This window comes from Treponema sp. J25 (assembly GCF_004343725.1).
Lineage (GTDB): Bacteria > Spirochaetota > Spirochaetia > Treponematales > Breznakiellaceae > J25.
The window spans coordinates 17,849-41,707 of the sequence record NZ_PTQW01000028.1; the positions used below are offsets into that span (position 1 = coordinate 17,849).

At 52.9% G+C, this 23,859-nt stretch carries 18 protein-coding genes and 1 pseudogene; 10 read left to right on the top strand and 9 right to left on the bottom strand.

Annotation, left to right across the window (positions count from 1 at the left end; all coding sequences use genetic code 11):
* Positions 1-8 precede the first annotated feature (8 nt).
* The 6 genes and pseudogenes from cimA to C5O22_RS08865 form a co-directional block, all read right to left on the bottom strand.
* Positions 9-1,691 (bottom strand): citramalate synthase, encoded by a 1,683-nt coding sequence (gene cimA, locus C5O22_RS08840; RefSeq protein ID WP_132781014.1) that lies wholly within the window; start codon positions 1,689-1,691, stop codon positions 9-11.
* Positions 1,684-3,246, bottom strand: coding sequence for a 2-isopropylmalate synthase (locus tag C5O22_RS08845; protein ID WP_132781016.1), 1,563 nt, complete (start codon positions 3,244-3,246; stop codon positions 1,684-1,686). The genes cimA and C5O22_RS08845 overlap by 8 nt, the downstream gene beginning before the upstream one ends.
* 14 nt (positions 3,247-3,260) lie before the next feature.
* Positions 3,261-4,262 carry a ketol-acid reductoisomerase gene (ilvC, locus tag C5O22_RS08850; RefSeq protein ID WP_132781018.1) on the bottom strand — a complete coding sequence of 334 codons (1,002 nt, stop codon included), beginning with the start codon at positions 4,260-4,262 and terminating at the stop codon, positions 3,261-3,263.
* Positions 4,263-4,449: 187 nt separating this feature from the next.
* Positions 4,450-4,950 (bottom strand): acetolactate synthase small subunit, encoded by a 501-nt coding sequence (gene ilvN / locus C5O22_RS08855; protein ID WP_132781020.1) that lies wholly within the window; start codon positions 4,948-4,950, stop codon positions 4,450-4,452.
* A 19-nt stretch (positions 4,951-4,969) separates the two neighbouring features.
* A complete protein-coding gene (gene aroF, locus C5O22_RS08860; protein WP_132781022.1) occupies positions 4,970-7,021 on the bottom strand; it encodes a 3-deoxy-7-phosphoheptulonate synthase in 2,052 nt (683 codons plus the stop codon).
* A gap of 298 nt (positions 7,022-7,319) precedes the next feature.
* A pseudogene (locus tag C5O22_RS08865) lies at positions 7,320-7,735 on the bottom strand (DDE-type integrase/transposase/recombinase); the annotation flags it as partial.
* 423 nt (positions 7,736-8,158) lie between these two features.
* Between C5O22_RS08865 and C5O22_RS08870 the strand changes: the two are divergent.
* The 7 genes from C5O22_RS08870 to C5O22_RS08900 are packed head-to-tail and all read left to right on the top strand — an operon-like array spanning position 8,159 to position 16,388.
* Entirely contained in the window at positions 8,159-9,568 is a 1,410-nt protein-coding gene (locus tag C5O22_RS08870) for a PTS mannitol transporter subunit IIBC (RefSeq protein ID WP_132781024.1), read from the top strand.
* 44 nt (positions 9,569-9,612) lie between these two features.
* Entirely contained in the window at positions 9,613-11,727 is a 2,115-nt protein-coding gene (locus C5O22_RS08875) for a BglG family transcription antiterminator (protein WP_132781026.1), read from the top strand.
* A complete protein-coding gene (locus tag C5O22_RS08880) occupies positions 11,705-12,148 on the top strand; it encodes a PTS mannitol transporter subunit IIA (RefSeq protein WP_132781028.1) in 444 nt (147 codons plus the stop codon). Before C5O22_RS08875 ends, C5O22_RS08880 begins: the two co-directional genes overlap by 23 nt.
* Positions 12,148-13,869 (top strand): phosphoenolpyruvate--protein phosphotransferase, encoded by a 1,722-nt coding sequence (gene ptsP / locus C5O22_RS08885; RefSeq protein WP_132781030.1) that lies wholly within the window; start codon positions 12,148-12,150, stop codon positions 13,867-13,869. Before C5O22_RS08880 ends, ptsP begins: the two co-directional genes overlap by 1 nt.
* Entirely contained in the window at positions 13,866-14,135 is a 270-nt protein-coding gene (locus C5O22_RS08890; protein WP_132781032.1) for an HPr family phosphocarrier protein, read from the top strand. Before ptsP ends, C5O22_RS08890 begins: the two co-directional genes overlap by 4 nt.
* Positions 14,128-15,117, top strand: coding sequence for a 1-phosphofructokinase (gene pfkB / locus C5O22_RS08895; protein WP_132781034.1), 990 nt, complete (start codon positions 14,128-14,130; stop codon positions 15,115-15,117). The genes C5O22_RS08890 and pfkB overlap by 8 nt, the downstream gene beginning before the upstream one ends.
* Before the next feature lie 8 nt (positions 15,118-15,125).
* On the top strand, positions 15,126-16,388 hold the full coding sequence (locus C5O22_RS08900) for a zinc-binding dehydrogenase (RefSeq protein WP_132781036.1): 1,263 nt from the start codon (positions 15,126-15,128) through the stop codon (positions 16,386-16,388).
* A gap of 416 nt (positions 16,389-16,804) precedes the next feature.
* On the opposite strand, the gene C5O22_RS08905 is transcribed toward C5O22_RS08900, so the two are convergent.
* The 3 genes from C5O22_RS08905 to C5O22_RS08915 form a co-directional block, all read right to left on the bottom strand.
* A complete protein-coding gene (locus tag C5O22_RS08905) occupies positions 16,805-17,482 on the bottom strand; it encodes a hypothetical protein (protein ID WP_132781037.1) in 678 nt (225 codons plus the stop codon).
* Between the two features lie 259 nt (positions 17,483-17,741).
* Positions 17,742-19,670 carry a histidine kinase dimerization/phosphoacceptor domain -containing protein gene (locus tag C5O22_RS08910; protein WP_132781039.1) on the bottom strand — a complete coding sequence of 643 codons (1,929 nt, stop codon included), beginning with the start codon at positions 19,668-19,670 and terminating at the stop codon, positions 17,742-17,744.
* Positions 19,671-19,690: 20 nt separating this feature from the next.
* Complete coding sequence (locus C5O22_RS08915) at positions 19,691-20,596, bottom strand: prenyltransferase (protein WP_132781041.1); 906 nt, start codon at positions 20,594-20,596, stop codon at positions 19,691-19,693.
* A 65-nt stretch (positions 20,597-20,661) separates the two neighbouring features.
* On the opposite strand from C5O22_RS08915, the gene C5O22_RS08920 reads away from it, so the two are divergent.
* From C5O22_RS08920 to C5O22_RS08930, 3 genes are read left to right on the top strand one after another with little or no spacing between them, the layout of a single operon-like run.
* Positions 20,662-22,368, top strand: coding sequence for a cache domain-containing protein (locus C5O22_RS08920; RefSeq protein ID WP_165910470.1), 1,707 nt, complete (start codon positions 20,662-20,664; stop codon positions 22,366-22,368).
* Between the two features lie 33 nt (positions 22,369-22,401).
* The gene (locus C5O22_RS08925) at positions 22,402-23,079 is read left to right on the top strand and encodes a chromate transporter (RefSeq protein WP_132781045.1); all 678 of its coding nucleotides are present in this window, start codon (positions 22,402-22,404) and stop codon (positions 23,077-23,079) included.
* On the top strand, positions 23,061-23,573 hold the full coding sequence (locus C5O22_RS08930) for a chromate transporter (RefSeq protein WP_132781047.1): 513 nt from the start codon (positions 23,061-23,063) through the stop codon (positions 23,571-23,573). Before C5O22_RS08925 ends, C5O22_RS08930 begins: the two co-directional genes overlap by 19 nt.
* The last annotated feature ends 286 nt before the right edge of the window (positions 23,574-23,859 follow it).

Below are 23,859 nucleotides of genomic sequence, written 5' to 3' on the forward strand. Positions count from 1 at the left end.
TCAGTAGCTTACAAATACGCCTTAAAGCGACGCTCAATATCATGGATGAGCTTATATTCGATAGCATCCACCAGGGCACTGCGGCTTGCTTCGATAATGTCCGCCGAGACCCCAACGGTCGTCCAGGTTTCCTGGCCATCGGTAGACTCGATAAGGACCCGCACCTTGGCGGCAGTGGCGTCCTTGCCATCGATAACCCGAACCTTATAATCTGATAGCCGCACCCGCCCCAGTTCAGGGTAGAACCGGGCCAGGGCTCGCCGGAGGGCTCCGTCCAGGGCATTCACGGGACCATCCCCCTCGGCGGCAGCGATTTCGATGGTTCCATCAACCTGGACTTTTACCCAGGCGTTGGCGCAGGTGGTTGCATCCGCGCTGGGATGTTCGCTTACCACCCGATATTTCTCTATAGAAAAGAGGGGCTTATACTTTCCCAGTTCCCGGCGCACCAACAGCTCAAAGCTTGCGTCGGCCCCTTCAAACTGCCAGCCCTCTGCTTCCAGGGCCTTAAGCCGGGCGGCCACCGCCGCCGTCACCGGATGTTCCTTGGTGATGCTGGGATCGATCCGTTTGGCCCGCTCGGCAATGGCTGAACGGCCCCCTACCTCGCTCATCAGGAAGCGCCGGTCGTTCCCTACCAGGGCAGGATCCACATGTTCAAAGGAACGGCGCACCTTGAGGATCCCATCGGCATGCATCCCCGCCTTATGGGCAAAGGCCCGGCTCCCCACATAGGGCATGCTTTCGGGGACCGCCACGTTGGCAATCTCCGCTACCCGGCGGGTAAGCTCCGAAATTCGGGGGAGTTTTCCCTCCGGGAGGCACCGGTAGCCAAGTTTTATCTCTAGGCTGGGGATAATTGCCGCCAGGGCCGCATTGCCACAGCGCTCCCCAAAGCCCACCAGGGTCCCCTGGACGTGGCGGGCCCCAGACATTACCGCCATCACCGAATTAGCCGTGGCCATTCCCGCATCGTCATGGCAGTGGATACCCACGAGGTACCCCGCCGCTTCTGTTGCGGCGAGTCCCTTGCCAGGACCGGCACAGAATTCTTTGTAGGCCGGGCCCCCTACTTCCTCAATCAGATTGATAACCTGGCGTACCCCTTCCTGAATCCGATCGGGGAAACTCCCGCCGTTGGTATCACAGAGCACCAGCCGATCCGCCCCGGCTTCCAGGGCTGTTTTAAGAGTAAGAAGGGCATACTCAGGATTAGCCTGCCAGCCATCGAAATAGTGTTCCGCATCGTAAATCAGGATCTTGCCCTGCTGTTTAAAAAAATCGATGGTCTCCCGGATCATGGCCAGGTTTTCTTCTAGGCTTACCCGGAGCACCTCGGTGACATGGAGGTCCCAGCTCTTCCCAAACAGCACCACCGCATCCGTTTCTGCCTGCAAAAGGCTCCGTACATTGGGGTCTTCCTGGGGGGTCACGCCTTTTTTACGGGTAGCCCCAAAGGCACAAAGCCGGGCGTTCTGGAGCGAAAGGCTCCGGGCAATCCGAAAGAACTCCATATCCTTGGGATTACTCCCCGGATTCCCTGCTTCAATCCAGGTAACCCCCAGTTCATCCAGGGCCTGCGTAACGGCAAGTTTATCCTGTACCGAAAAGGCAATACCCTCACCCTGGGCCCCATCCCGGAGGGTGGTATCAAATATTTCTACTGTCCGTTGAAGGTCCTGTTTAGACACCCTGGCTTACCTCCCGTTTTGTTCCATTCCCGTTGGCCACTGCCGCGAGTTCCCATTCCATGGCATTGATAGCCGCAATGTAGGCCTTAATCGCCGCCTCGATGATGTCCGTCGAAATTCCCCGACCGTTCCAGCGCCGCCCCTCGTAGGCGATCTTCACCGTGGCCTCTCCCTGGGCATCCTCTCCACCGGTGACTGCCCCCAGTTCAAAGGCCTCCAGATCCGGTTCTTTCCCAATGATATGATCGATGGCCTTAAAGGCCGCATCGATGGGTCCATCCCCTACGGCGGCATACTCATGGATGGTTCCATCCTTATGGGCAAGCCGGATGGTACTGGTGGCACTCATGGTAGAACCGGAATTCACCACCCACCGATCGAGCCGATAGGTTTCCGGCACCGTGGCGGTGGTTCCCGCAATAAGGGCTTCTATATCCCGGTCACTGACGACCTTTTTCTTGTCCGCCAGTATTTTGAACTGCTGGAAGGCCTCTTCTATGGCCTGGGGTTCCAGGGTAAAGCCCAGGTCTTTTATGCGCTCCTCAAAGGCATGGCGCCCTGAATGTTTACCCAACACCATACGGTTCCGGGGAATACCAATCGATTCGGGGGTCATGATCTCGTAGGTAGCCCGATTGGCAAGTACCCCATGTTGATGAATACCCGCCTCATGGGCAAAGGCGTTCTCCCCAACAATGGCCTTATTCGGCTGAACCCGGACGCCGGTTACCTGGGATACGAGGCGACTGGTGGCATAAATTTGAGTGGTATCTACCCGACAGGTAAGATCAAACAGATCTTTCCGGGTCCGCAGGGCCATGACGATTTCTTCCAGGGAGGCATTCCCTGCCCGTTCGCCCAGGCCGTTTATGGTACACTCTACCTGGTCAGCCCCATGGACCAGGGCAGCAAGGCTATTGGCCACTGCAAGGCCGAGGTCATTATGGCAATGGACCGAGACTTTTACCCGATCGATATTGGGGGTGTGTTCTTTTACATATTGAACCAGGCGGCCAAATTCTTCGGGAATGGCGTAGCCCACCGTATCAGGGATATTCACCACCGTGGCTCCCGCATCGATGACCGCCGCAAAGACCTTACACAAGAAGTCTGGATCACTCCGGGAGGCATCTTCGGCAGAAAATTCCACATCCGAACAATACCGCTTTGCGTATCGCACCGCCGCTACGGCCCGTTCCAGTACCTGATCGGGGGACATCTTAAGTTTGTACTCCATATGAATCGGAGAAGTGGCAATAAACGTATGAATCCGGGGAGCTGCGGCCTTTGCAAGGGCTTCCCATCCCGCATCAATATCCTTGTCCAGGGCCCGGCATAAACCGGCCACAACACTGTTTTTTACTACCCCAGCCACGGCCTTCACCGCCGCGAGGTCACCCGGACTTGCCGCGGGGAAACCTGCTTCCATCACATCCACCCCCAGCTTTTCGAGTTGCCGGGCGACTTCTACCTTCTCCTGAAGATTCATACTACATCCGGGGGCCTGTTCACCATCCCGGAGGGTTGTGTCAAAAATCTGTATGGTACGGGCCATAGGGCACCTCCTCGCTATACTTCTGATTTGGGGAGCCAGCTCATCATAGAGCGGAGCTCCTTACCCACCTTTTCGATGGGGTGGCGGGCTTCGATTTCCCGCATTTTGTTAAAGAAGGGTCGATTGGTCTGGTTTTCCAGGATCCAATTCTTGGCAAAGGTTCCATTCTGGATATCCTTCAGAACCTGCCGCATGGTGTTCTTTGTTTCTTCGGTGATAATCTTGGGACCGGTGACATAGTCCCCGTATTCGGCGGTGTCCGAGATGGAGTAGCGCATGAACGAAAGCCCACCCCGATTCACCAGGTCGATGATGAGCTTCATCTCATGCATACACTCAAAGTAGGCACTTTCCGGTTGATACCCTGCCTCCACGAGGACCTCAAACCCCGCCTTCATGAGGGCCGAAACACCTCCACAGAGAACCGCCTGTTCCCCAAAGAGGTCCGTTTCTGTTTCTTCTTTAAAGGTGGTTTCCAGAACCCCTGCCCGGGCGCCTCCAATGGCCGCGGCCCATGCCAGGGCAATCCGCTTGGCATCGCCGGTGGCATCCTGGTGCACCGCCACAAGGCAGGGCACCCCGGCGCCAGCCACGTACTGTTCCCGAACCGTATGACCCGGCCCCTTCGGGGCAATCATCACCACATTCACATCCTTGGGTGGGACAATCTGGCCAAAGTGGATGTTAAAACCGTGGGCAAAGGCCAGGGTTTTTCCAGGCTTCAGAGCCGGGGCGATGGATTCCTGGTACAGTTTGGCCTGTTTTTCATCATTAATAAGGATCATGATGAAGTCCGCCTTTTCGGCCGCTTCCCGGGCGGTATACACCTTGAATCCCGCCTGCTCGGCCCGGCTCCAGGATTTTGAACCTTCGTACAGGCCCACAATCACGTTAAGTCCCGAGTCTTTTGCATTAAGGGCATGGGCATGTCCCTGAGATCCATACCCAATCACCGCCGCCACCTTGCCCTTTAGGGCACCTAGGTCGCAATCCTTTTCATAGTACAATACTGCCATACACTACTCCTTTCGTGTGTAATATGAGATAGGGCCGGCATCTTTTCAGTGGCATCACAGGGATTTCAGTATTGCTGAAACCGATGCTTAAGGAGTCCTGACCGGAACTTTTTTCGATTTCCGGTTTCGAAGCTCCCGTAGCAACCGGCCCATCTACTGGCCCTGTTCCACAGGAAAATACCGTGCCTTAAATGCTAATGCTTAGTACTAGGTTTCCACGCTCCAGGGCTACTAGACCGGTGCGGGCTAGTTCTAGAATGCCGTAGGGGCGTACGAGGAGAAGGAGGCCTTCCAGCTTGTCAGAATCGCCGGTTACCTCGAGGGTAATTGTGGAGGGAGATACATCTATAATTCGAGCTCTAAAAATAGTGGCGATTTCGATAACCGCCGGCCGGGTGTGTTCATCGGCCTTAACTTTTACTAACATCAGTTCCCGTCGGATACAGGACTCTGGCGCCAGTTCCCGAACGGAAATCACATCCACCAGCTTACTCAGCTGTTTCACGATCTGATCGAGGATCTGTTCGTCCCCGCTCACCGCGATGGTCATGCGAGACACCGATGGATCATCGGTTTCGCCCACCGTGAGGCCGTCGATATTAAAACCACGACGGCTAAAGAGCCCTGCCACTCGACTCAGGGTACCTGAGCGGTTTTCCACCAGGGCCGACACCACGTGCCGTTTCATGCCTACCCCCGCTAGGAGCCTACAAAGAGGCCCGGTATGCTCCGAGGAACCGGAAGTCCTCGGTCTTCGTCTTTAAGTCTTCCATGGCCGCATCGAAGATCCCCTCTTCCTGCGGAATAGAGACATCCACATAAAACAGATATCGCCAGGGTTTCCCGGGAATAGGCCGGGACTCTAGCTTTGTCATATTGATTCCCCGTTCACTGAGTACCTTAAGGCACTGGAACAGGGAGCCCGGTTCGTTTGGTGTGGAAAACACTAATGAGGCCTTGTTGGGCAATCCCGAACCCAGGCTCGGAGGAATAAGGGCCGCTATCTCTGCCAGGGAAGGAACCGCCGTCTCGCTCCAGGCGCCCCTCTTACCGATAATCATAAACCGGGTGTAATTTAAGGGATTAGTTTCTATCCCTTCTTTTAAGATTTTAAGCCCATAGATGTGGGCTGCAGCCTCTCCCGCGATGGCCGCCACATCGATCCGCTGTTCCCGAGCCAGGGATGCCACAGAAGTTCCCGTATCGTTACAGGGCTCCAGGGTCCATTCAGGATGTTGCTCCAGAAAATCCCGACACTGGGCAAAGCCCTGGGGATGGCTTCGAACAATCCGAATCGTTTCAAGTCGGGCATCCGGATGAGCAATAAGACAGTGAACAATCCGGAGCTTTATTTCCCCCACCATGGTGATATCAGGGTACCGTAAAAAAAGGTCGTAGTTTTCGTGGACCGAACCGGCAAGGCTGTTTTCTACGGGCACCATGCCATAGCGGGCTGAGCCATCCAGCACCGCATTAAACACCGCCTGAAAGGACGACACTGGCAGACGGGGCACATCTTCGCCAAAGGCGCGGAAAATAGCCTGTTCCGCAAAGGCCCCACTCTCCCCTGAAAAGGCCACCACCGGCAGGGCCGATTCCTTTTCTCCCGCCCCAAAGGAAGCGGGACCAACTTTTTCTTCCCGCGGTTCCGCCCGCGAGGAGGCTTCTTGGGGAGTCCCCTTCTCTCCTGCCGCAGTAAATCCCTTACCCCATCGCCGGGACAATAGAGGTGCCGGCAGGGGGGTACGGAGCAACTCCTTCCCTACCACCGGCGCCAGGGCCTCGATATCCCGCATCAGTTTTTCAAACTGTTCAGGATAAAGGGATTGGGGTCCATCCGAGAGGGCCTCTTCGGGCCGGGGATGCACCTCAATGGTAAGACCATTGGCCCCCGCCGCAATGGCCGCTAAGGCCACGGGGCTTACCTTGGCTCGGATTCCCACGGCGTGGCTGGGATCTACAATAATGGGAAGGTGCGATAATTTACGTACCACCGGGATAGCCGAAATATCCAGGGTATTCCGTGTATAGGTTTCAAAGGTGCGGATACCCCGCTCACAGAGAATCACATCCTTTGTACCTGAGGCAAGGAGATACTCCGCCGAAAGGAGCCATTCTTCTATCGTAGCCGAAGGGCCTCGCTTCAAGAGCACCGGCTTTCCGAGGGATCCTACTTTTTTAAGGAGTTCAAAGTTCTGCATGTTCCGGGCCCCAATCTGGAACATATCCACCAGATCCTGCATTTGGACCGCTAATTCGGGAGACACCACCTCGGTAACGATGGGCATACCGTACACATCCCCGGCCTCCCGCATGTATTCCAGGCCCTTCATTCCCAAACCTTGAAAGGCGTAGGGACTTGTCCGGGGTTTGTAGGCCCCACCCCGGAGCATCACCGCCCCCGACTCGCGGACCAGGGCGGCGGTTTCCAGGATCTGCTCCCGACTTTCCACCGCGCAGGGACCGGCGATCACCGTAATCCGGCTTCCCCCAATGGTTACGGGCCCCACTGTCACAATCGTATCTTCCGGATGGGTTTCCCGGGAGGCCAGTTCATAGGGCTTTGAGGTCTGGGCCACCCGTTCTACTCCCGGCAGCAGGGAAAGTTCCCGGAGGTCCACCTGACCTTTTCCCGTGGCCCCGATAATATCATCATCCCCAAAAACCTGTTCCCGCACAGAAAAACCCCGTTCACTTAAGAAGGAGCGAATCCGCTCCCGATCCCGGGAAGAGCAGGTTTTTGAGAGTACCACCACCATGGTTACGAATCCTCCGTAGTGTATCCATGATAGCCATTCCCGCGTACTTTGACAAGAGTTTTTTGCAAGAATATACAGGATTTAAAATATTTTTTGCATATTTTTTAAGTATTGCAGCGGCTACAGCATTGTTAAAAAACAATGGGAGAAAAAATGTCATCTCCCTAAAAACGCAGCCCCCGCGCTCTGCCAGAATAGAAGTCACCTACATTATGTGTTTTAGGAGGTGACGTATGGCTCGGTATAGTGCGCAGTTTCGGGATATGGTACTTAAAAAACTCCTGCCACCAGAGAGCCGAACGGTGCAGTTGAAGCGTTCGACAAAACCATTTGTCTGCGGATGGCGAACCTGGGTCCGACGGTGTTCAATATCGTTCAGGGCAAGATACAGTTCATAGGGGTGGGCCTCTGTCCCGCAGTACTCACGGCTGTTGTCTGTAAGAATCGCTTTGACGGCGAGCCCGTTGGTCTGGTAGAAAGGCAGCACCTCGTTATGTACCACCGCCACCGCAGCCTCCGGTTGCTTGGTCGTGTGCAAAAAGCCAAAGACATAGCTCCCATAGGTGCCCACCACGGTATGCAGGTACACCTGCCCAACCCCCTTCAGGGTCCCTACGAAAAAGTATCCTGACACAGTAATGGCCCCGTGCTCTCCACATGCTGCTCCTTGAAACTCGGATTCAGCTTCTCTATGTAGGCTATTTGATCGGCGGAAGGTCATTAGTTTTTTAATGTTCCAGTTTTTGCAGAACTTTCGCAGGATCTTCCTTGTTTCCGTTAATTCGGCGAGTATAACTTGCCACTAACGCTCGGGGTATTGTTCTCTATTCTTATCTTCAGTCATCGAGATTATCATCTCCCTCACTTTGTAAAGATGGGATTTCGCGGGGGGACTATCCAGAATACCGGGCCTATCGGGAATTTTTGGATCTATGGGGCGTGGGCCACACCTTTTTAGAACTGGAACTTTCTCGTTTGGGGCTTTGGGGAGGGATTGAGCGGGAAAACACTAAAAGACAAGGGCGAATCGGCTTACTCAAATTAGGATTGTCCATAATATTCTTGTCTTCTACTCATTATCTTGCAGTTCCCTCGTGACAGAAGGTGGATATACTGGCCCCATTGGAGGTTCAGAACATGAGTGATTTTGTACAAGGTGCTACACAGACCGGCGCCCGCATGCATATCCAGCGAACCGGCCGTTTCTTAAGCGGAATGGTAATGCCCAACATTGGGGCCTTTATCACCTGGGGTCTTATTACTGCGCTCTTTATTCCGACGGGCTGGATCCCTAACGAGTCTTTTGCAAAGCTGGTCGGCCCCATGATTACCTACCTTTTGCCCCTGCTCATCGGCTATACGGGCGGAAAAATGGTTTATGATGTCCGGGGTGGTGTTATCGGCGCTGCGGCAGTCATGGGCATTATTGTTGGTTCCAGCATTCCCATGTTCCTTGGTGCCATGATTGTCGGACCTATCGCGGCCTGGTGCATGAAAAAAGTGGATGCCCTCTTTGAAGGCAAAATCCCTGTGGGCTTTGAGATGCTGGTGAACAACTTCTCCATGGGTATTTTGGGCACCATTTTAGCCCTGCTGGCTTACCTGGTCATTGCTCCTGCGGTCATGTTTATCTCGAATGCGCTGGCCGCCGGCGTTAGGTCCATCGTATCCTTGGATTTACTCCCCCTGGCAAACATTTTTATTGAACCTGGCAAGGTGCTTTTCTTGAACAATGCGATTAACCACGGGGTGCTTGCGCCAATTGGTGTACAGCAAGCTACAGAGGCGGGAAAATCTATCATCTTTATGCTGGAATCCAATCCCGGTCCGGGCCTTGGAATTTTGGTTGCATACTGGCTTGCAGGCAAGGGTATGGCAAAAGAGTCAGCCCCTGGTGCCATTATCATCCATTTCTTGGGCGGTATCCACGAGATTTATTTCCCCTATATACTGATGAATCCGAAACTGATCCTCGCGGCAATCGCTGGCGGTATGACAGGTACCTTTACCTTCTCCATCCTCGGCGCAGGCCTTGTGGCAACCCCCTCTCCGGGTTCTATTTTCGCCTATCTGGCTATGACCCCCAAAGGCGGCCTCTTCCCCATGCTGACCGGGGTACTGCTTTCTTCTGTAGCTTCATTCGTAGTGGCCTATCTGCTCCTTAAGTTTACCAAGCAGAACGAAGCTGAAAATGGTCTAGAACAAGCTGCTGCTCAGACTGCAGCTCTCAAGGGTTCCAAGCTCAAGGTCGATGTGGTATCTTCCAAAAAGACTGTAAAGAAAATCGTTTTTGCCTGCGACGCTGGTATGGGATCCAGCGCCATGGGTGCAAGCATACTCAGATCGAAAATACAGAAGGCGGGACTGCAGATTTCTGTTACCAATTGCGCGATTAATGATCTTCCGAAAGATGCGGATATCGTCATAACCCATGAATCTTTAACTGAACGGGCTCGTGCAACCCTGCCGAATGCAACGCACATTTCGATCGATGACTTTTTAAAGAGTCCTGAATACGATGTACTCGTGGAAAAACTAAAAGCATAATAAGGTTATACAAGGTTGATGAGCGAGAAGGGTAGGTTGGTACGATGAATCTTACAACACGGCAAAGAAAGATTCTTCAGATTCTTGTTGATGAACAGCGGGAGGTTACCCTTGCCCATATTGCCGATGCAGTACAGGTCAGTATTAAAACGGTGCACCGGGAACTGGTGCACCTTGCCCGAAGCCTTGAACGGGATTATGGCCTCATGCTCAATGCGAGGCCGGGACTAGGCATAAAGCTTACAGGGGATACAGAAAAACTTGTCCGGTGCCGGCAGGATCTGCTTGCAACCGTGCCGAGCGATACCTCCCCTGAGGAACGGCAGCGGATGTTGTGCTTTTTACTCCTTGAAACAGACGAAGCGATGAAACTTTCTGCCCTGGCGGATGAGCTCTACAGCTCCGTTCCGGTGGTGCGTCATGATTTGGATGTACTCCAGTCCTGGTTCGCATTGCAGGGCCTGCAGCTCACCCTTCGCAAGGGAATGGGGCTCAAGCTGGAAGGCAGCGAAACGCAAAAGCGGGAAGCCCTGGTCCTTTTATTGTGGGAGCAGTTTGGCGAAGGAGGCCTCCTCTCGCTGCTCCGTTCCGAAGCGGCCGTCTCTTCCTTATGTATGGAGGAGGCCGAATTACTGGCTCTCCGGATTGTGCCACTCCAGTATATCCGTTACGCTGAACATATTCTGGCAGGGCTTTCCCGGGATCTTTTGCCTGACCTGGCGCCCCAGGATTATTTGCAGCTTGTGCTTGTACTTGCAGTAGCAGCGGTGAGAAAACGGTCCGGATATTCACTTCCTCAGGCTTTTCAAGCAGCCTCGGACCAGAGCCTTGCCGTTGATCCGGAAGTACGGCGTATAGCCATGGCTGCCGTAAGCGGAGTCTTCTCCCATTTTTCAGTACCGGTAGACCCTGAGGAAATACACATGGTGGAACGCTTTCTTCGGGGAGCCCGGCATGAGCGTCTCGGGAAAGAACTCCTGGCGGATAATTTGCAGGTACTGCCAGAAATAAATCTTCTCATTCAAAAATGCGGTAAAAGACTGGGCCAGAATTTAAATGCTGACCGGGTTCTTCGGGACGGGCTCATGGCCCATTGGGTTCCCGCCCTCTACCGGCTCCAACATAGATTACCGATTAAAAATCCCTTGCTGTCCCGGATCAGGCAAGAATACGGAGAACTCTTCACCGTTCTGCAGGATTTACTCAAGGAACTATTCCCGACCCTTTCTGTTCCGGACGACGAGGTGGGGTATTTAGTACTTCACTTTGGTTCTGCCCTTTCCCGAATGGAACGGGAACGCCGGCGGTATCGGGCCCTGGTTGTCTGTTCCGCCGGTATCGGTAGTGCCAATATGCTCGCGAGCCGGCTGCGGGAAAAAATACCCGAAATTGAGCTCGTCGCCAATGTGTCCTGGTTTGATATTCAGACCATGCCGCTTGAAGGCTGGGACATTCTGATTTCTACTATCCCTTTGCCGCTTCCTCTGGAGCGTTATATTCTGGTAGATCCTCTCCTTTCTGACGAAGGGGTCCAAAAAATCCGTTCATTTTTAAATAGCAACCTCACGAACGGGAGCCCTGAACGGCAACAGGAGACTCAGAACGGGGCTACTGTATTATCTCTTGATGTAAGCAAGACTGCCCTTTCTCTGCAGAATACTATCCAGGACCTAATTGAACATATTTCTGTTTTTTCATCCTGTACTTATGGCTCAGATTGGGAAAATATTCTTAAAAGATTGATTGAAATAGCGGCCCGCAAAGGATTTATCTCAGATAGTGATGCGGCCTATGAAGCCCTTTTGCGCAGATCTGCGGACCATGGAATTCTCCTGCCGGGCAGTCGCTGTCTCTTTCTCCATGCCCGCGGGGCTGCGATTATTGCTCCCTTTTTTTCTGTACACCGGCTTTCAGAGCCCCTGTTAACAGCCCCTGCATTATGGCCTGTTTCTCCCCAAACAATTTTACTCATGCTGGCACCCCAGAATGTTAAAGAAGGGGACCTCTCGTTATTAAATGAAATCAGCGTTTCGCTTTTGGATCCCGATGTGCTTGCGCTGCTGGAATCCGGATCGGAACAGGAAATACGCACCTACTACCAACAATTATACAATACGGACCAAGGAGGCATACACCATGTCCGGAACCATGCTGACTGAAAAAACAATAAAGCTGAATGCAGCATTCAGCACCAAGGAAGAGGCTATCCGCGCCTGCGGTGAACTGCTGTTGCAGGCCGGTTATATAGAACCTGGTTATATTGATGCAATGATCCAGCGGGACAGTATTTCCACAACCTATGTGGGAAATGGGGTCGCGGTGCCCCATGGAACTGAAGCCGCTAAGCCGCTCGTGAAAAAGACCGGCCTTGCGGTGGTACAGGTTCCCGGCGGTGTGGACTTTGGCAAGGGCCGGATTGCTAAACTGCTCATTGCTGTTGCTGCTATCGGGAATGAGCATATCGACCTCCTTACCAATATTGCCCAGATTTGTATTGACGACGCACAGCTGCAAAAATTGCTTTCTGCCCGGACAGCCAAAGAGATACTGGACGTGGTCGGAACGGTGGAGAAGCGATAATGACCTACCGATTGCAGGGAATTCCCGCATCGACGGGAATCGCCATAGGCCCATTGGTTCGTTACCGGGAACAAGCAGCTCAGCGCTCCGCCCCGGGCTGCGATGCCGCAGCAGTGATACCGGACCAAGAATGGGCGCTGTTTTCGAAGGCCCTGGAACGCTCCCGCGAACAGGTGACTCTGTTACGAGACAAGACCGCTGCCGAGCTGGGCCAGGAAAAGGCCGAAATATTTGCGAGCCATCTTTCTATATTAAAGGATCCGGAATTCCTTGGAGAGGTCCGCCGGAAAATTTTTGATGAACACAAGGATGCGGCGGCTGCGGTCCGAGAAACGGGCCTTATGTTTATGGAGCTTCTGCGTCAGCTTGAGGATGAACTTTTTACCGGCCGTATCCGCGATATTGAGGACATAGTTTCTCGGATTGTACAGAATATGCAGGGAACAGGGGAAGAGTCTATCAAGCTGGTAGAGCCTTCGGTGCTTGCCGCGGTGGATTTAACTCCTTCCCAGACTGCACAGATGGACCGGAGCATGGTGCTCGGCTTTGTGACCGAAGGTGGGAGCGCCGTTTCCCATTCGAGCATACTGGCCCGGTCCTTAGGTCTCCCCGCGGTGGTGGGCATTGGTCCGCTTCCTGAAGTTGTGGACGGCACCACCGTTATTGTGGACGGAAACTCCGGTATGGTCATTCTGAACCCGGATAGCGGTGTCCTCTCGGAATATGAAGAAAAACGAAAAGCCTATGAGGCAGAACTGCAGCTTGTTAAAGCCTTTGCAGATAAACCTTCGCTTACCAAGGATGGCTTAAAAATAGAAATTGCCGCCAATATCGGAAGCATTAAGGACCTGGAGGGAGCGATTCGGAACGGCGCCGACGGCATAGGGCTATTCCGCACCGAATTCATGTTTATGGACCGGACCGCCATGCCCTCGGAGGACGAACAGTTTGAGGTCTACAAACATGTACTGGAAAGGATGAAGGGAAAACCCGTGGTTATCCGGACACTGGATGTGGGTGGGGACAAGCAGATCCCCTATATCCACCTGGAACCGGAGACTAATCCCTTTTTAGGCCTCAGGGCCATTCGGCTCTGCCTTGAAAAGGAAGACCTGCTGAGAACCCAGATCAGGGCGCTCCTTCGGGCAAGCGTTTTTGGAACCTTGAGGATTCTGCTTCCTATGGTGGCCACCCTGGAAGAACTCAGGCGGGCAAAGACTATCATTATCGAAGAAGAAGCGAACCTAAAAAAGCGGAATATTCCCGTTTCCGAGACCTGGGAACTGGGCATAATGATCGAGATCCCTTCCGCTGCCCTTTTGGCGGATCATTTTGCCCCCGAAGTGGACTTCTTTAGTGTGGGTACCAATGACCTTACCCAGTATACCATGGCGGCCGACCGGATGAATCGGTCTGTGGCGTATCTCAATCGGGGCCTGTCGCCGGCAGTGCTGCGTCTGGTTGACATGGCAAGTCGATCTGCTAAGGCCCATGGTATCTGGATCGGTGTCTGCGGCGAGCTTGCGGGAGACCCAGAAGCCTTTGCCCTCTTTGTGGGTCTTGGTATTACCGAACTCAGCATGGGTGCCGCATCGGTGCCCCGGATCCGGTCCCGGCTCGCTGCCCTGGTAAGCACAGAAGCAGCCCAATGGGCAGAACGGGCGCTCCGTCTGGAAAGCGCCGAAGCAATTCATCAATATATTTCAGGAGTAATAGGGTGAACGAAAAAACCTATACCATCATTAACCCCACGGGGTTCCACACAAGGCCTGCCCGGCTCTTTGTGGACACGGCTAACGAACAATTCCCCGATACAACCGTTACGGTAATCAAAGGCGAAAAGGTCATTAACGGGAAAAGCATGCTCCATATGCTGACCCTGGGGGTAAAATACCAGGAACAGGTAACCTTGCAGGTCTCAGGGGGCAACGAAGAAGAGGCACAGCGGGTGCTGGGAGCTTTTTTTGAGGCAATTCACAATGAGTAGGTCTATCAGGACGCTCACCCTGAATCCCGCGGTGGACCGGACTGTCCTTATCGAAGACTTTTCGGTAAACCAGGTGAACCGGATACAGGCATCCCGGCTCGATGCGGGGGGCAAGGGGATAAATGTCTCAAAATCGATACATGCCTTTGGGGGGGCAAGCTGCGCCTACGGAGTTGCCGCGGGCAGCGCGGGCCGCTTTATCGCCAGCTACCTGACCGATCTGGGAATAGAACATCAATTCGTATGGGTTGATGGAGAGACGAGGACCAACATAAAGATTGTGGACCCCCGGAACAGGACCCATACAGATATTAACGACCAGGGGCCGGAGCTTACCGGTGCGGCCTTGGCTGAACTTGAATCGCTGCTTTTTGCAGGGGCCGATAGAGAAACGATTCTTGTTTTTTCTGGCAGCATTGGGCGGGGCACCCCGGCTGATATCTATAAAAAGTGGATTCAAAAAGCCCGCAGTATAGGCTACCGCACCATACTGGATGCGGACGGGGAAGCCCTCAGGCTCGGGATAGAGGCTGGGCCGACCCTGGTAAAGCCTAATATCCACGAACTGGAGCGGCTTGTGGGGCGACCTTTTCAGGAGCCTGCGGCGCAAGCTCTGCATGACATTGCGGCGGCGGCCCTGCGCCTCCTTGACTCGGGAACAGAAACGGTGGTGGTGTCCCTCGGCGCCGAGGGTGCCCTGTTTGTAAACCGCCAGGAGGCCCTCTATGCAAAGGGGCTTCCAGTGGAGGCTAAAAGTACCGTGGGCGCCGGGGACGCCATGGTAGCGGCCCTGGCCATGAGCCTTGAGCGGCATGCGCCGCTTGAGCGGCATGAGGCGCTGGACCAGCATATGCCGCTCAGTGCCATGGTCGCTGCTGCGATAGGCGCAGGGGCCGCCGCCGTCGCCGCCGAAGGCACTGCATCCCCATCCCGCGCGGACCTGGAACATTATGCTTCGCAGGTGACCTACATTTCTTTATAGGAGTTGCTATGAAAACAAAGGCAGTACGGCTGTACGGCAAAATGGATCTGCGGCTTGAGGAGTTCGAGCTTCCTGAAATAAAGGATGATGAAATACTGGTAAAAATTATTTCCGATTCTATTTGTATGTCGACCTACAAGGCGGCTAAACTTGGCAGCGATCATAAACGGGTGCCCAAAAATATAGACAAGGAACCGGTCATTGTGGGCCATGAAACGGCGGGGATTATCGAAAAGGTGGGCAAAAAGTGGCAGGGGAAATATACCGTTGGGGCAAAGTTTGCCCTGCAGCCCGCTCTGAACTATAAGGGCAGCATGGATTCTCCGGGCTATTCCTATCGGTACTGCGGCGGCGATGCCACCTACGCCATTATGCCCCAGGAGGTGATGGAACTGGATTGTCTCCTCGATTACCGGGGAGAAGCCTTTTTTATGGCCTCCTTGGCGGAACCCATGTCCTGCATTATTGGGGCCTTTCATGCAAGCTACCATACCACCATGGGTAGCTATGAACACCGCATGGGTACCTTGCCCGGCGGCACCATGGCGATCCTGGCTGGGGCGGGGCCCATGGGGCTTGGGGCTGTGAGCTATGCCCTCCAGATGGAGCAGCATCCCCGGCGGCTCGTGGTAACCGATATTGATGAAGGCCGTCTTGCCCGTGCGGCGGCCCTGTTCCCGCCGGAAGAACAGAAACGGCGGGGTGTGGAACTTCTGTTCATCAATACGGCGGTCTTATCCGATCCTGTGGCACGTCTTATCGAGATAAACGGCGGCACGGGTTATGACGACGTCTTTGTGTTTGCGCCGGTGGCCCCCGTGGTAGAACAGGGAGACGCAATCCTTGGAAAGGATGGGTGTCTTAATTTCTTTGCAGGCCCGGTAGATACGGCCTTCAGCGCTAAGGTGAACTTCTACAATGTCCACTATGGGGCGACCCATATTGTGGGGACTACTGGCGGCAATACGGATGATATGCGGGAAGCCCTGCTTTTGTCCGAACAGGGGCGGATCAATCCGGCAGTCATGGTAACCCATGTGGGGGGGCTTGATAGTGCTGCGGAAGCGACGCTCCATTTGCCAGACAGGCCGGCGGGGAAAAAGCTCGTGTATACCCAAATAAGCATGCCCATGACTGCCATTGCGGACTTTGCGGAATTGGGCAAGACCGATGGCCGTTTTGCGCAGCTTGCAGCCTTATGCAACAAACATCGGGAGCTATGGAACGCAGAGGCGGAACGGTATCTCCTTGCAAATTGGCCTGCGATTTAGCTCACAAGCGGCCTTCTGTGGAGCCAACCCGCAGATAGCCGCTTTAAATTAAAAAAGTGGCAGCCTCTTGTTCCTTGCATTAAACTAAAAACAGTACCAACTAACCTGCAAGGAGAAGGTTATGCGTTGCAAAATTATTATTCCGTTCTGGTTGTTTCCTGTGCTTTCGTGTTCGGTCAATAAAAAGTTGTACTTGGGGCTACTTCATCTTAAGTTTCTATATGATATGATGCACTTGCTCCAGTCTACAAGGATGTGGGGCTGGAAGCTGAATGGAAAGAATTTCCCGGTTCACGGCTGCTTGCAGAAGTCCAAGCTGGTACTTTGGATGCCATGGTAGCTGCCAGCGGAACCATGGTAAAACAGTTTTCTGATACTTATATGGTTGTTTAACAGACATGGTACCCCCCTAGACATTAGGTAGCCCATTGAGCAAGTTCAGCTTTATACTGAACCAGTAGATTGTCAAGAATAACTGGTGGAAATACCACTGCCTCCTCCGGTAATGCTGGGTATGTCTCTCGTACCAAATTTAACGGTGTATTTCCCTTGTAGCGATTATACCGTGAGCAATTAAACCACTTTTGGTATTGGGCTGCCTTTTGCAAGAACTCCTGCTCGGAAGCAAAGGTCTCAGCCGCGTACAGTTCTTCCTCAATCCACCGATGGGAACTCTCCACATCACTTTGATAGGTCTTTGCTCCCGGTGGAATACGATGATGATGGGCTCCCCAGCATCGTTCGACGAGCTTGGTGAATATCGTGACCTTGTTGCTGTTCCACGGGGCGGTAAACTCCGTCCCGTTATCCGTTTGTACCACTGACCCCTCTAAACGAATCCCATATCGCTTGAAATGCTCATGAAGGGTAAGGAGAAACAGCGCTGCGTTGGTAACGCTTTTTTCTCGCCCATAGGCAATAAAGAGAGCCCCCGTACGCACACAGCGGGCCGTAAACTGGTATTTGGGGAGCTTATGGCGTCGGTATTCCTCATACAGCTCAGGGATGTCATCCAGGTACTTTACATCCACCTGGAGTTTCTCTAAGGCCTTCAGTCGCTGTTTCACCAGCCGTAAATCTCGTTTCTTCTCCACCACCTTCCGTTGCGGCCGTAATAATCCTTCAGCTCGGAGTATTTTCAGTACCGTCGGTTCCGCGCTCTGCCAGAATAGAAGTCACCTACATTATGTGTTTTAGGAGGTGACGTATGGCTCGGTATAGTGCGCAGTTTCGGGATATGGTACTTAAAAACTCCTGCCACCAGAGAGCCGAACGGCGGCGAAGGAACGAGGAGCGCGTAGTACTGAGGTGTGCAACACCCTGAGGGTAACATTCTGTTAAATTACAACCTTCTTAAAATATAATTTGAATTAAGGCTCCCCCCTGGTTCACTACCGCGAGAGTACCCCGCAGTTGTTGCACCAGGGCTTGTACCAGGGTAAGCCCTAAGGACTGGCTTTGGAGCGATGCCCAATTTTCAGGGAGCCCTGGCCCATCATCTCGAACCTCTAGACAGAAGCGACCTTCCCCTTTTCGATAAAAACTGAGACGGAACGTCCCCTCAGATCGCCCCTGGTAGGCATGCTTAAAGGCATTTGAGACGAGTTCATGCACAATCAGGCCCAGAGGAATGGCCGTATCGAGAGAAAGCTCCGCCGGTTGCAGATCCAGCGTACAATGCACCCGGTGGGCCACCTCGTAATAGGTTATGGAGAGCTCCGAAAAGACCTTGCTGAGGTATTCGGCGATATTCACCGCAGACAGCTGATCCGAATGATACAATACCTCATGCACCTGGGCCATGGTGCGGATCCGTTGCTGGGTTTCTTCCAGCCGTTCCATCAGTTCTGGATCTTCTATGGAATCCTTCTGCAACTGGAGCAGGCTGGAAATTATCTGCATATTATTCTTTACCCGATGATGAATTTCTTTCAGAAGGATTTCCTTTTCTCGTACCGAAAGGGTTAAGGCCTGTCTGACCTGATATTCTTCGGTTATATCCCGAATAATAAAGAGAACCTTCTCTTCTTCGCCAAGGCGTACCGCCCGGGCTTCAAAATGCTTTGGCCCCCCCAGAACGGTAAGGTCGTATTCCAGCACTACCACCTTTTTCGTTGCCAGGGCCTGCTGAATGGCGTTCTTTATAACGGCACAAAATTCAGGGGAGAATTCTGCTTCATCGATTGTTTTTCCTAACAATTGCGCCGGTTCCTTAAAAAGGAGATCTTTATTAGAGGTCATAATCTTAAGATACCGCCCGGTAGCATCCACGATAAGAAAAAGGTCCGGCAGGGCCTCGATAAAGGCCAGGGTCTCCCGCTGCATCGCAAGGAGGGCCCGATTTTTCTGAATCAGAAGGGTTGTTCGCCGGGCCACCTGTAAACGAAGAGTCCAGGTAAACACGAGGAGAACCAAGATAAGGACCCCACCGACAAGACCAATCCAAAAAAGGACCCACCAATTTACCGGAAGCCCCAGGGAAACTCCTTGCCAGCGCTCTTGTATTTCCCGATAGTGGGCCTCCGGAATAGCGAGGAACCCTTCAGTAAGGACCTGATAGAGATCTCGCCCATCAGGGAGGGGTTGTCGCTTCTTATGCACCGCCCGATGGAATTGGCCATGGGAAAGGGTAAAGCCTTCCCGAAAATCGTACTCCAGTTGATACTTATACAGGTAATAATGGGCTGGCGGATCATCCATAGCAAAAATACGCACATCACCCTGGGTTGCTGCCCGGATAATCGATTCATAACTGGGATACAAGCGCAAATCTCGTATTCCTGCCCGCTCCAATACACCGATAACCGCATCTCCTTCTTTTACAGCGATTCGAAACCCCCGGAGATCCTGTACGCCACCTATACCCGAAATATTCTTGTGATAGTACACAGAAACCGAAATATCCGCATAGGGGGGAAGGAAATCCCATTCCCATAGCCGTTCGGGGGTTTCAAATGCCGAATCAATAACATCGGCGTTCCCCTCATACATCACCTGAAGCGCCCGCGACCAGGACATCCCTTCAAATTGTACCTGGATACCGCTTATCTGTGACCAAATTTTCCATTGATCGGGAATGATCCCCTGCAAAACCCCTTCCTTGTTTCGAAAACAATACGGCGGGTAATCATCATCACAAACTACGCGAATAGTATAAGAAGGGGTTGTTCTTTTCTCAGAAAAAAAGGGAGAACTTTGCTGCTGCCCTCCCGCGACAAGGAACGAATAAGGCCAGAGGATTCCAAAAAACACTACCCCAAATACAGGGCCCCGAAAAAACATATCATAATTCTAAGCTATTTTTAGCTTTTTTGCCAAATCATTACAATAAAAATAAAAATGTACACCGCCGTCTGGTATAAAAAAACGCGGGAAATTCCTCCCATGATAGGGCCCTTGGTCTCATGACGATACCCCCATCGGTGCATACGCACAAATTCTCTTATAATAGCTATCGCCCCCGCCGCCACACCGAAAAGGCCCCATAGCGGCAGAAGTCCATTGATGCAATACAGGGCCAACAACCCCAGCGCCCCTATCACCTCTCCGTACACAAGCCAGGGCGCCCGTTGGGGTCCCAGGAGGATAGCCAGGGTTTTCCGCCCCGCCGTACGATCCCCCTGGATATCGCAGCTATTATTGGCCGAAAGGATCGCCCCAATGGTAAGACTTTGCGGAATTCCCATGAAAAAGGCCTCTACAGTGAGGGTTCCCGTAAAAATGTAATAACAAATCAGGAAAAACACCTCCCCTAGAAAGCCCCCCGCAAAGAATTCCCCCAGGGGAGTAAAAGAAATCGGCCGGGGCCCTCCGGAATAAAAAAAACCCACCAGCATACACACAAAGCCCGCTAGGATCACCAGGGGGCTGGTTAAAAAACCAATTATCAAGCCCAGAAGAGCGGCCACCGCAAAACAGGCAAGACTGATAAGAAGCGCCCAGCCCGGAGAGACCCCCTGATGCACGAGCACCTTTGCATCCTCCCGATTGAACCGGGGATCATCCACATTGTGGTACCAGTCAAAGTAGGTATTAAAACCGGTAGTCCCCATATCCACCGCCAGCGCCGCAAGCAGGGTAAGCACCGCCACCAGGGGAGAAACATTTCCACGAGTGGCAAGGGCATACCCCAGGGCAATAGAATACGTTGAAAGGCTTACAATCTTGGTTCGTAATTCCACAATCCCAGAAAATTGTTGAAAGGTCATAGAAGGAGTATAACAACAAATAAAAACATTTGCAGCAAAAGAGCCCACTTTATTATACTATGGATATGCATCTATCTATTCGAGCTTCGTTTCGGCTCATTATTCTGGTAACCATTTTTCCCATTTTTGTGATCCTCCTTATCAATGAGGTAGACCGCTACACCTATCTCAAAGAGAACACCCTTAAAGAACATGAGAAGATCCTTGATGTGCTCTCGGAAGTTCAAAAGGGTCTTACCGTGGAGATTGAACGGACCCTTGCCACCCTGAGCATGGTACCGGCGGTAAAGCAGATGCATTCTCAGGACGTGCTCGAGATCTTCACTTCTATCCTTACAAAGGATCCTAATATTTTCAATATAAATATCACCGATCCAAAAGGGAATGTGTTGATTTCAGCCCGCCTTCAAGCAGGAACAGACCTGAGCATGCGTCCTCATATTCAAGAAACCTTACAAACGAAAGCCTTTGCTATCGGTCCCTATGTTCGGTCCATCCTCGATGGAAGCAGCATTATAGGATACGCCTATCCCCTCCTGAATAACGCGGGGGATATCATTGGTATCCTTGCGGCAAGTCTTAACCTGGAACGATATCAGGAGATCCTTTCAAAAATTACTATTCCTGCCCACACAACAATCTATCTCATAGACAGGGATGGTATCTGTCTTTTTCAATTTCCGCGGGAACAGCAAGCAGAGGCGATAGGGCGTCCCATCGATCCTAAGGTGTGGAACCAACTCCAGTTTCCCCTCGAGCGGGGCACGTTCGAGATTATCACCGATTCTCTCCATCAAATGTGGTATGGCTACCAGAAACTATACGCCCCCGCCACCCAGCGGCCCTACATAACGGTGATGTACAGCTTTCCCATGAACTATGTAACGTCCGCCACCTTTGCGACCTTTATCCGGGAAACCCTGCTCATCCTGTTGATTATTCTCCTCAGTCTTGGGGGAGCCCAGGGATTATACGCCCTTCTCTTTGGGAAGAAGCTAAAATCAACCCTTGGGATGATCCGTTCTCTTGAACAGGGGGACTTTTCGGTCCCTATCCAGCCAGAACATCCCTTCACCGAATTCGGTCAGATTCAATACGCCCTGTACGAGATGGCACAGACCATCCAAAACCAAATCGAGGAGCTTCAGAAAAAAGAACAGCACCTTCACGCACTTATTCAAGAAAAATCTCTTTTGATGAGGGAGATGCACCATCGACTAAAAAACAACCTGCAGTTGATTCGGAGTCTCCTGATTCTTGAAGAAACTACGGATTGCGAAACCTTTCGGGAGAGCATGGTAAGCCGCCTTGATAGCATTGGAATGATTCACCAAATGCTGTACCAAAAGGAGGGCGAAAAGGAGATTGACCTCTATCGCTACATTCAGGAATTGATCAACCTGGTATCGGATCTTACTACCCCGGATCAACAACCAAAGATTATCCTCCAGGGAGAGTCCCTCATGGTTTCCCTCGATCAGGCGATTCCCCTGGGGCTCATTCTGAACGAACTTATAACAAATTCCTTAAAATACGGCAAAAAAGACCCTAAAGACCTGGAAATTCATCTTTCGATCGCCAAAACAGAAAATAATCTCCGCATAGAGTTTTCTGATAATGGTCCCGGATTTATCGAGCCCTCTGCGGAAACTCCTAAAAAAGGTTTTGGCCTTCAGCTTATAGAAACCCTGGCATCACAACTTAAAGGAACTCTTGCGTGGGAACATGAGAAAGGGACAAGGTGCATCCTCACGGTGCCCCTCTCCTCATAGACAGGCGAGCCTCATCGCTATATAACATATTCCATGAAAAAGCTCCTTTTCAAAAAGAAAAAAGACCAGGGGATCCCTTCCCAAGGGCTTTTGACTATTGAAGCTGTCCCCGATATTTCACCACAGGACAGGGGATCTACTTCTTCAACAAAAAAAATCCCCCCTCAGCCCCCTGCTACTCCCTGGAAACTTTTTCTCCTTTTTGCCCAGATTACCACCGTAACCCTCGGCGGGGGCTATGTTATTGTGCCTGTGATGGGGGGAGCTTTAGAAAAAAAAGGATGGATGGGTGAGGAACGATTTTATGACATCTTTGCTCGGGCCCAGCTATTCCCCGGGCCCTTTGCTCTTTCCACAGCCCTGTTGGTGGGCGCCGAGCTCTGTGGTTTTTGGGGGGCCTTTGCGGCCTTCTGGGCGGTGCTGCTCCCCCCCTTTGTGGTCATCGTGGGGGTAAGCAAACTCCTTTTAACCTACCAGGAGGTCCCCCAGGTTCAGGCCTTCCTCCAGGGAGCAGGGGCGGTGGTTCCTGGCGTCATAGCAGCCATGATCTGGAAAAACCTAAAACGGTTCCCCTGGCGCATCCACCGACTCATTGCCCTGGGCTCTCTTACGGTTCTGCTCATTCTGCTACCTGCATATAGTATATATCTTTTACTGGGGGCGCTCCCCCTTCTGTACTGGTGGGAGGGCCTATGGAAATCTTCGAAGTAGCCCTGACCTTTCTCCAGATAGGACTCATCTCCCTGGGCGGCGGCTGGTCCACCGTAGGCATCATCAGAAACGCGGTGGTCCCCCGCTGGATCGATGAAAAGGGCTTTCGGGAACTTATTGCCATTGCCCAGTCCACACCCGGTCCGGTAGCCCTTAACGCAGCCACCATGATTGGCTGGTACCACGGGGGGTGGTTGTCGGCCATCATCGCAACCCTCTCGGTAGTCACCATACCAGTACTGTTCGTTACCATCGTTCTGCTGCTTAGTCGGCGCTTCACCCTCGCATCCAGCCGCCTTAATCAAACCCTAAAAACCACAAGCCTTGCCATGATGCTCATGACGGGCTGGGTCCTCCGCCCCACAACTCTTGATCCCATCCTTTTAAGCTACGCCCTCATTACGTTCTGGGTCTCCGCCTTTACAAAAATCAATCCCCTCTGGGCCATCCTCGGCGCAGGGGTGGTAAATATTTTTGTGGGGTATCTACGGTAAGGGCGAGGCTTTCCCCGGCCAACCAGCGGCAACCCTACCATCCTCACCCTGCCCCTCTAGGGGGGCTCTAGAGGGGGAGCACCGTACCGCTCCCCTTTCAGCTTAATCCGCACCAAACCGCCACCCAGGCCGCCGCGGCTCCCCCCTCGCGCCTGCTTCCTTCGCCGCCTCGACATTTCCCCCCAGGCCGGGCGTCCCGCCCGGCCCATTGCTCAGCCCCACGGCTCAGGCGATCAGGCGCTCCCCCCCACTCCGGGCTCACCCCCGGCGGGGCCCTTCTCAGGGC

What these genes read in the sequence shown, in the direction of transcription:
- C5O22_RS08845 (WP_132781016.1), bottom strand. Translation starts at nt 3,246, where the DNA reads ATGGCCCGTACCATACAGATTTTTGACACAACCCTCCGGGATGGTGAA.
- ilvC (WP_132781018.1), bottom strand. Translation starts at nt 4,262, where the DNA reads ATGGCAGTATTGTACTATGAAAAGGATTGCGACCTAGGTGCCCTAAAG.
- ilvN (WP_132781020.1), bottom strand. Translation starts at nt 4,950, where the DNA reads ATGAAACGGCACGTGGTGTCGGCCCTGGTGGAAAACCGCTCAGGTACC.
- aroF (WP_132781022.1), bottom strand. Translation starts at nt 7,021, where the DNA reads ATGGTGGTGGTACTCTCAAAAACCTGCTCTTCCCGGGATCGGGAGCGG.
- C5O22_RS08870 (WP_132781024.1), top strand. Translation starts at nt 8,159, where the DNA reads ATGAGTGATTTTGTACAAGGTGCTACACAGACCGGCGCCCGCATGCAT.
- C5O22_RS08875 (WP_132781026.1), top strand. Translation starts at nt 9,613, where the DNA reads ATGAATCTTACAACACGGCAAAGAAAGATTCTTCAGATTCTTGTTGAT.
- C5O22_RS08880 (WP_132781028.1), top strand. Translation starts at nt 11,705, where the DNA reads ATGTCCGGAACCATGCTGACTGAAAAAACAATAAAGCTGAATGCAGCA.
- ptsP (WP_132781030.1), top strand. Translation starts at nt 12,148, where the DNA reads ATGACCTACCGATTGCAGGGAATTCCCGCATCGACGGGAATCGCCATA.
- pfkB (WP_132781034.1), top strand. Translation starts at nt 14,128, where the DNA reads ATGAGTAGGTCTATCAGGACGCTCACCCTGAATCCCGCGGTGGACCGG.
- C5O22_RS08900 (WP_132781036.1), top strand. Translation starts at nt 15,126, where the DNA reads ATGAAAACAAAGGCAGTACGGCTGTACGGCAAAATGGATCTGCGGCTT.
- C5O22_RS08910 (WP_132781039.1), bottom strand. Translation starts at nt 19,670, where the DNA reads ATGTTTTTTCGGGGCCCTGTATTTGGGGTAGTGTTTTTTGGAATCCTC.
- C5O22_RS08915 (WP_132781041.1), bottom strand. Translation starts at nt 20,596, where the DNA reads ATGACCTTTCAACAATTTTCTGGGATTGTGGAATTACGAACCAAGATT.
- C5O22_RS08920 (WP_165910470.1), top strand. Translation starts at nt 20,662, where the DNA reads ATGCATCTATCTATTCGAGCTTCGTTTCGGCTCATTATTCTGGTAACC.
- C5O22_RS08925 (WP_132781045.1), top strand. Translation starts at nt 22,402, where the DNA reads ATGAAAAAGCTCCTTTTCAAAAAGAAAAAAGACCAGGGGATCCCTTCC.
- C5O22_RS08930 (WP_132781047.1), top strand. Translation starts at nt 23,061, where the DNA reads ATGGAAATCTTCGAAGTAGCCCTGACCTTTCTCCAGATAGGACTCATC.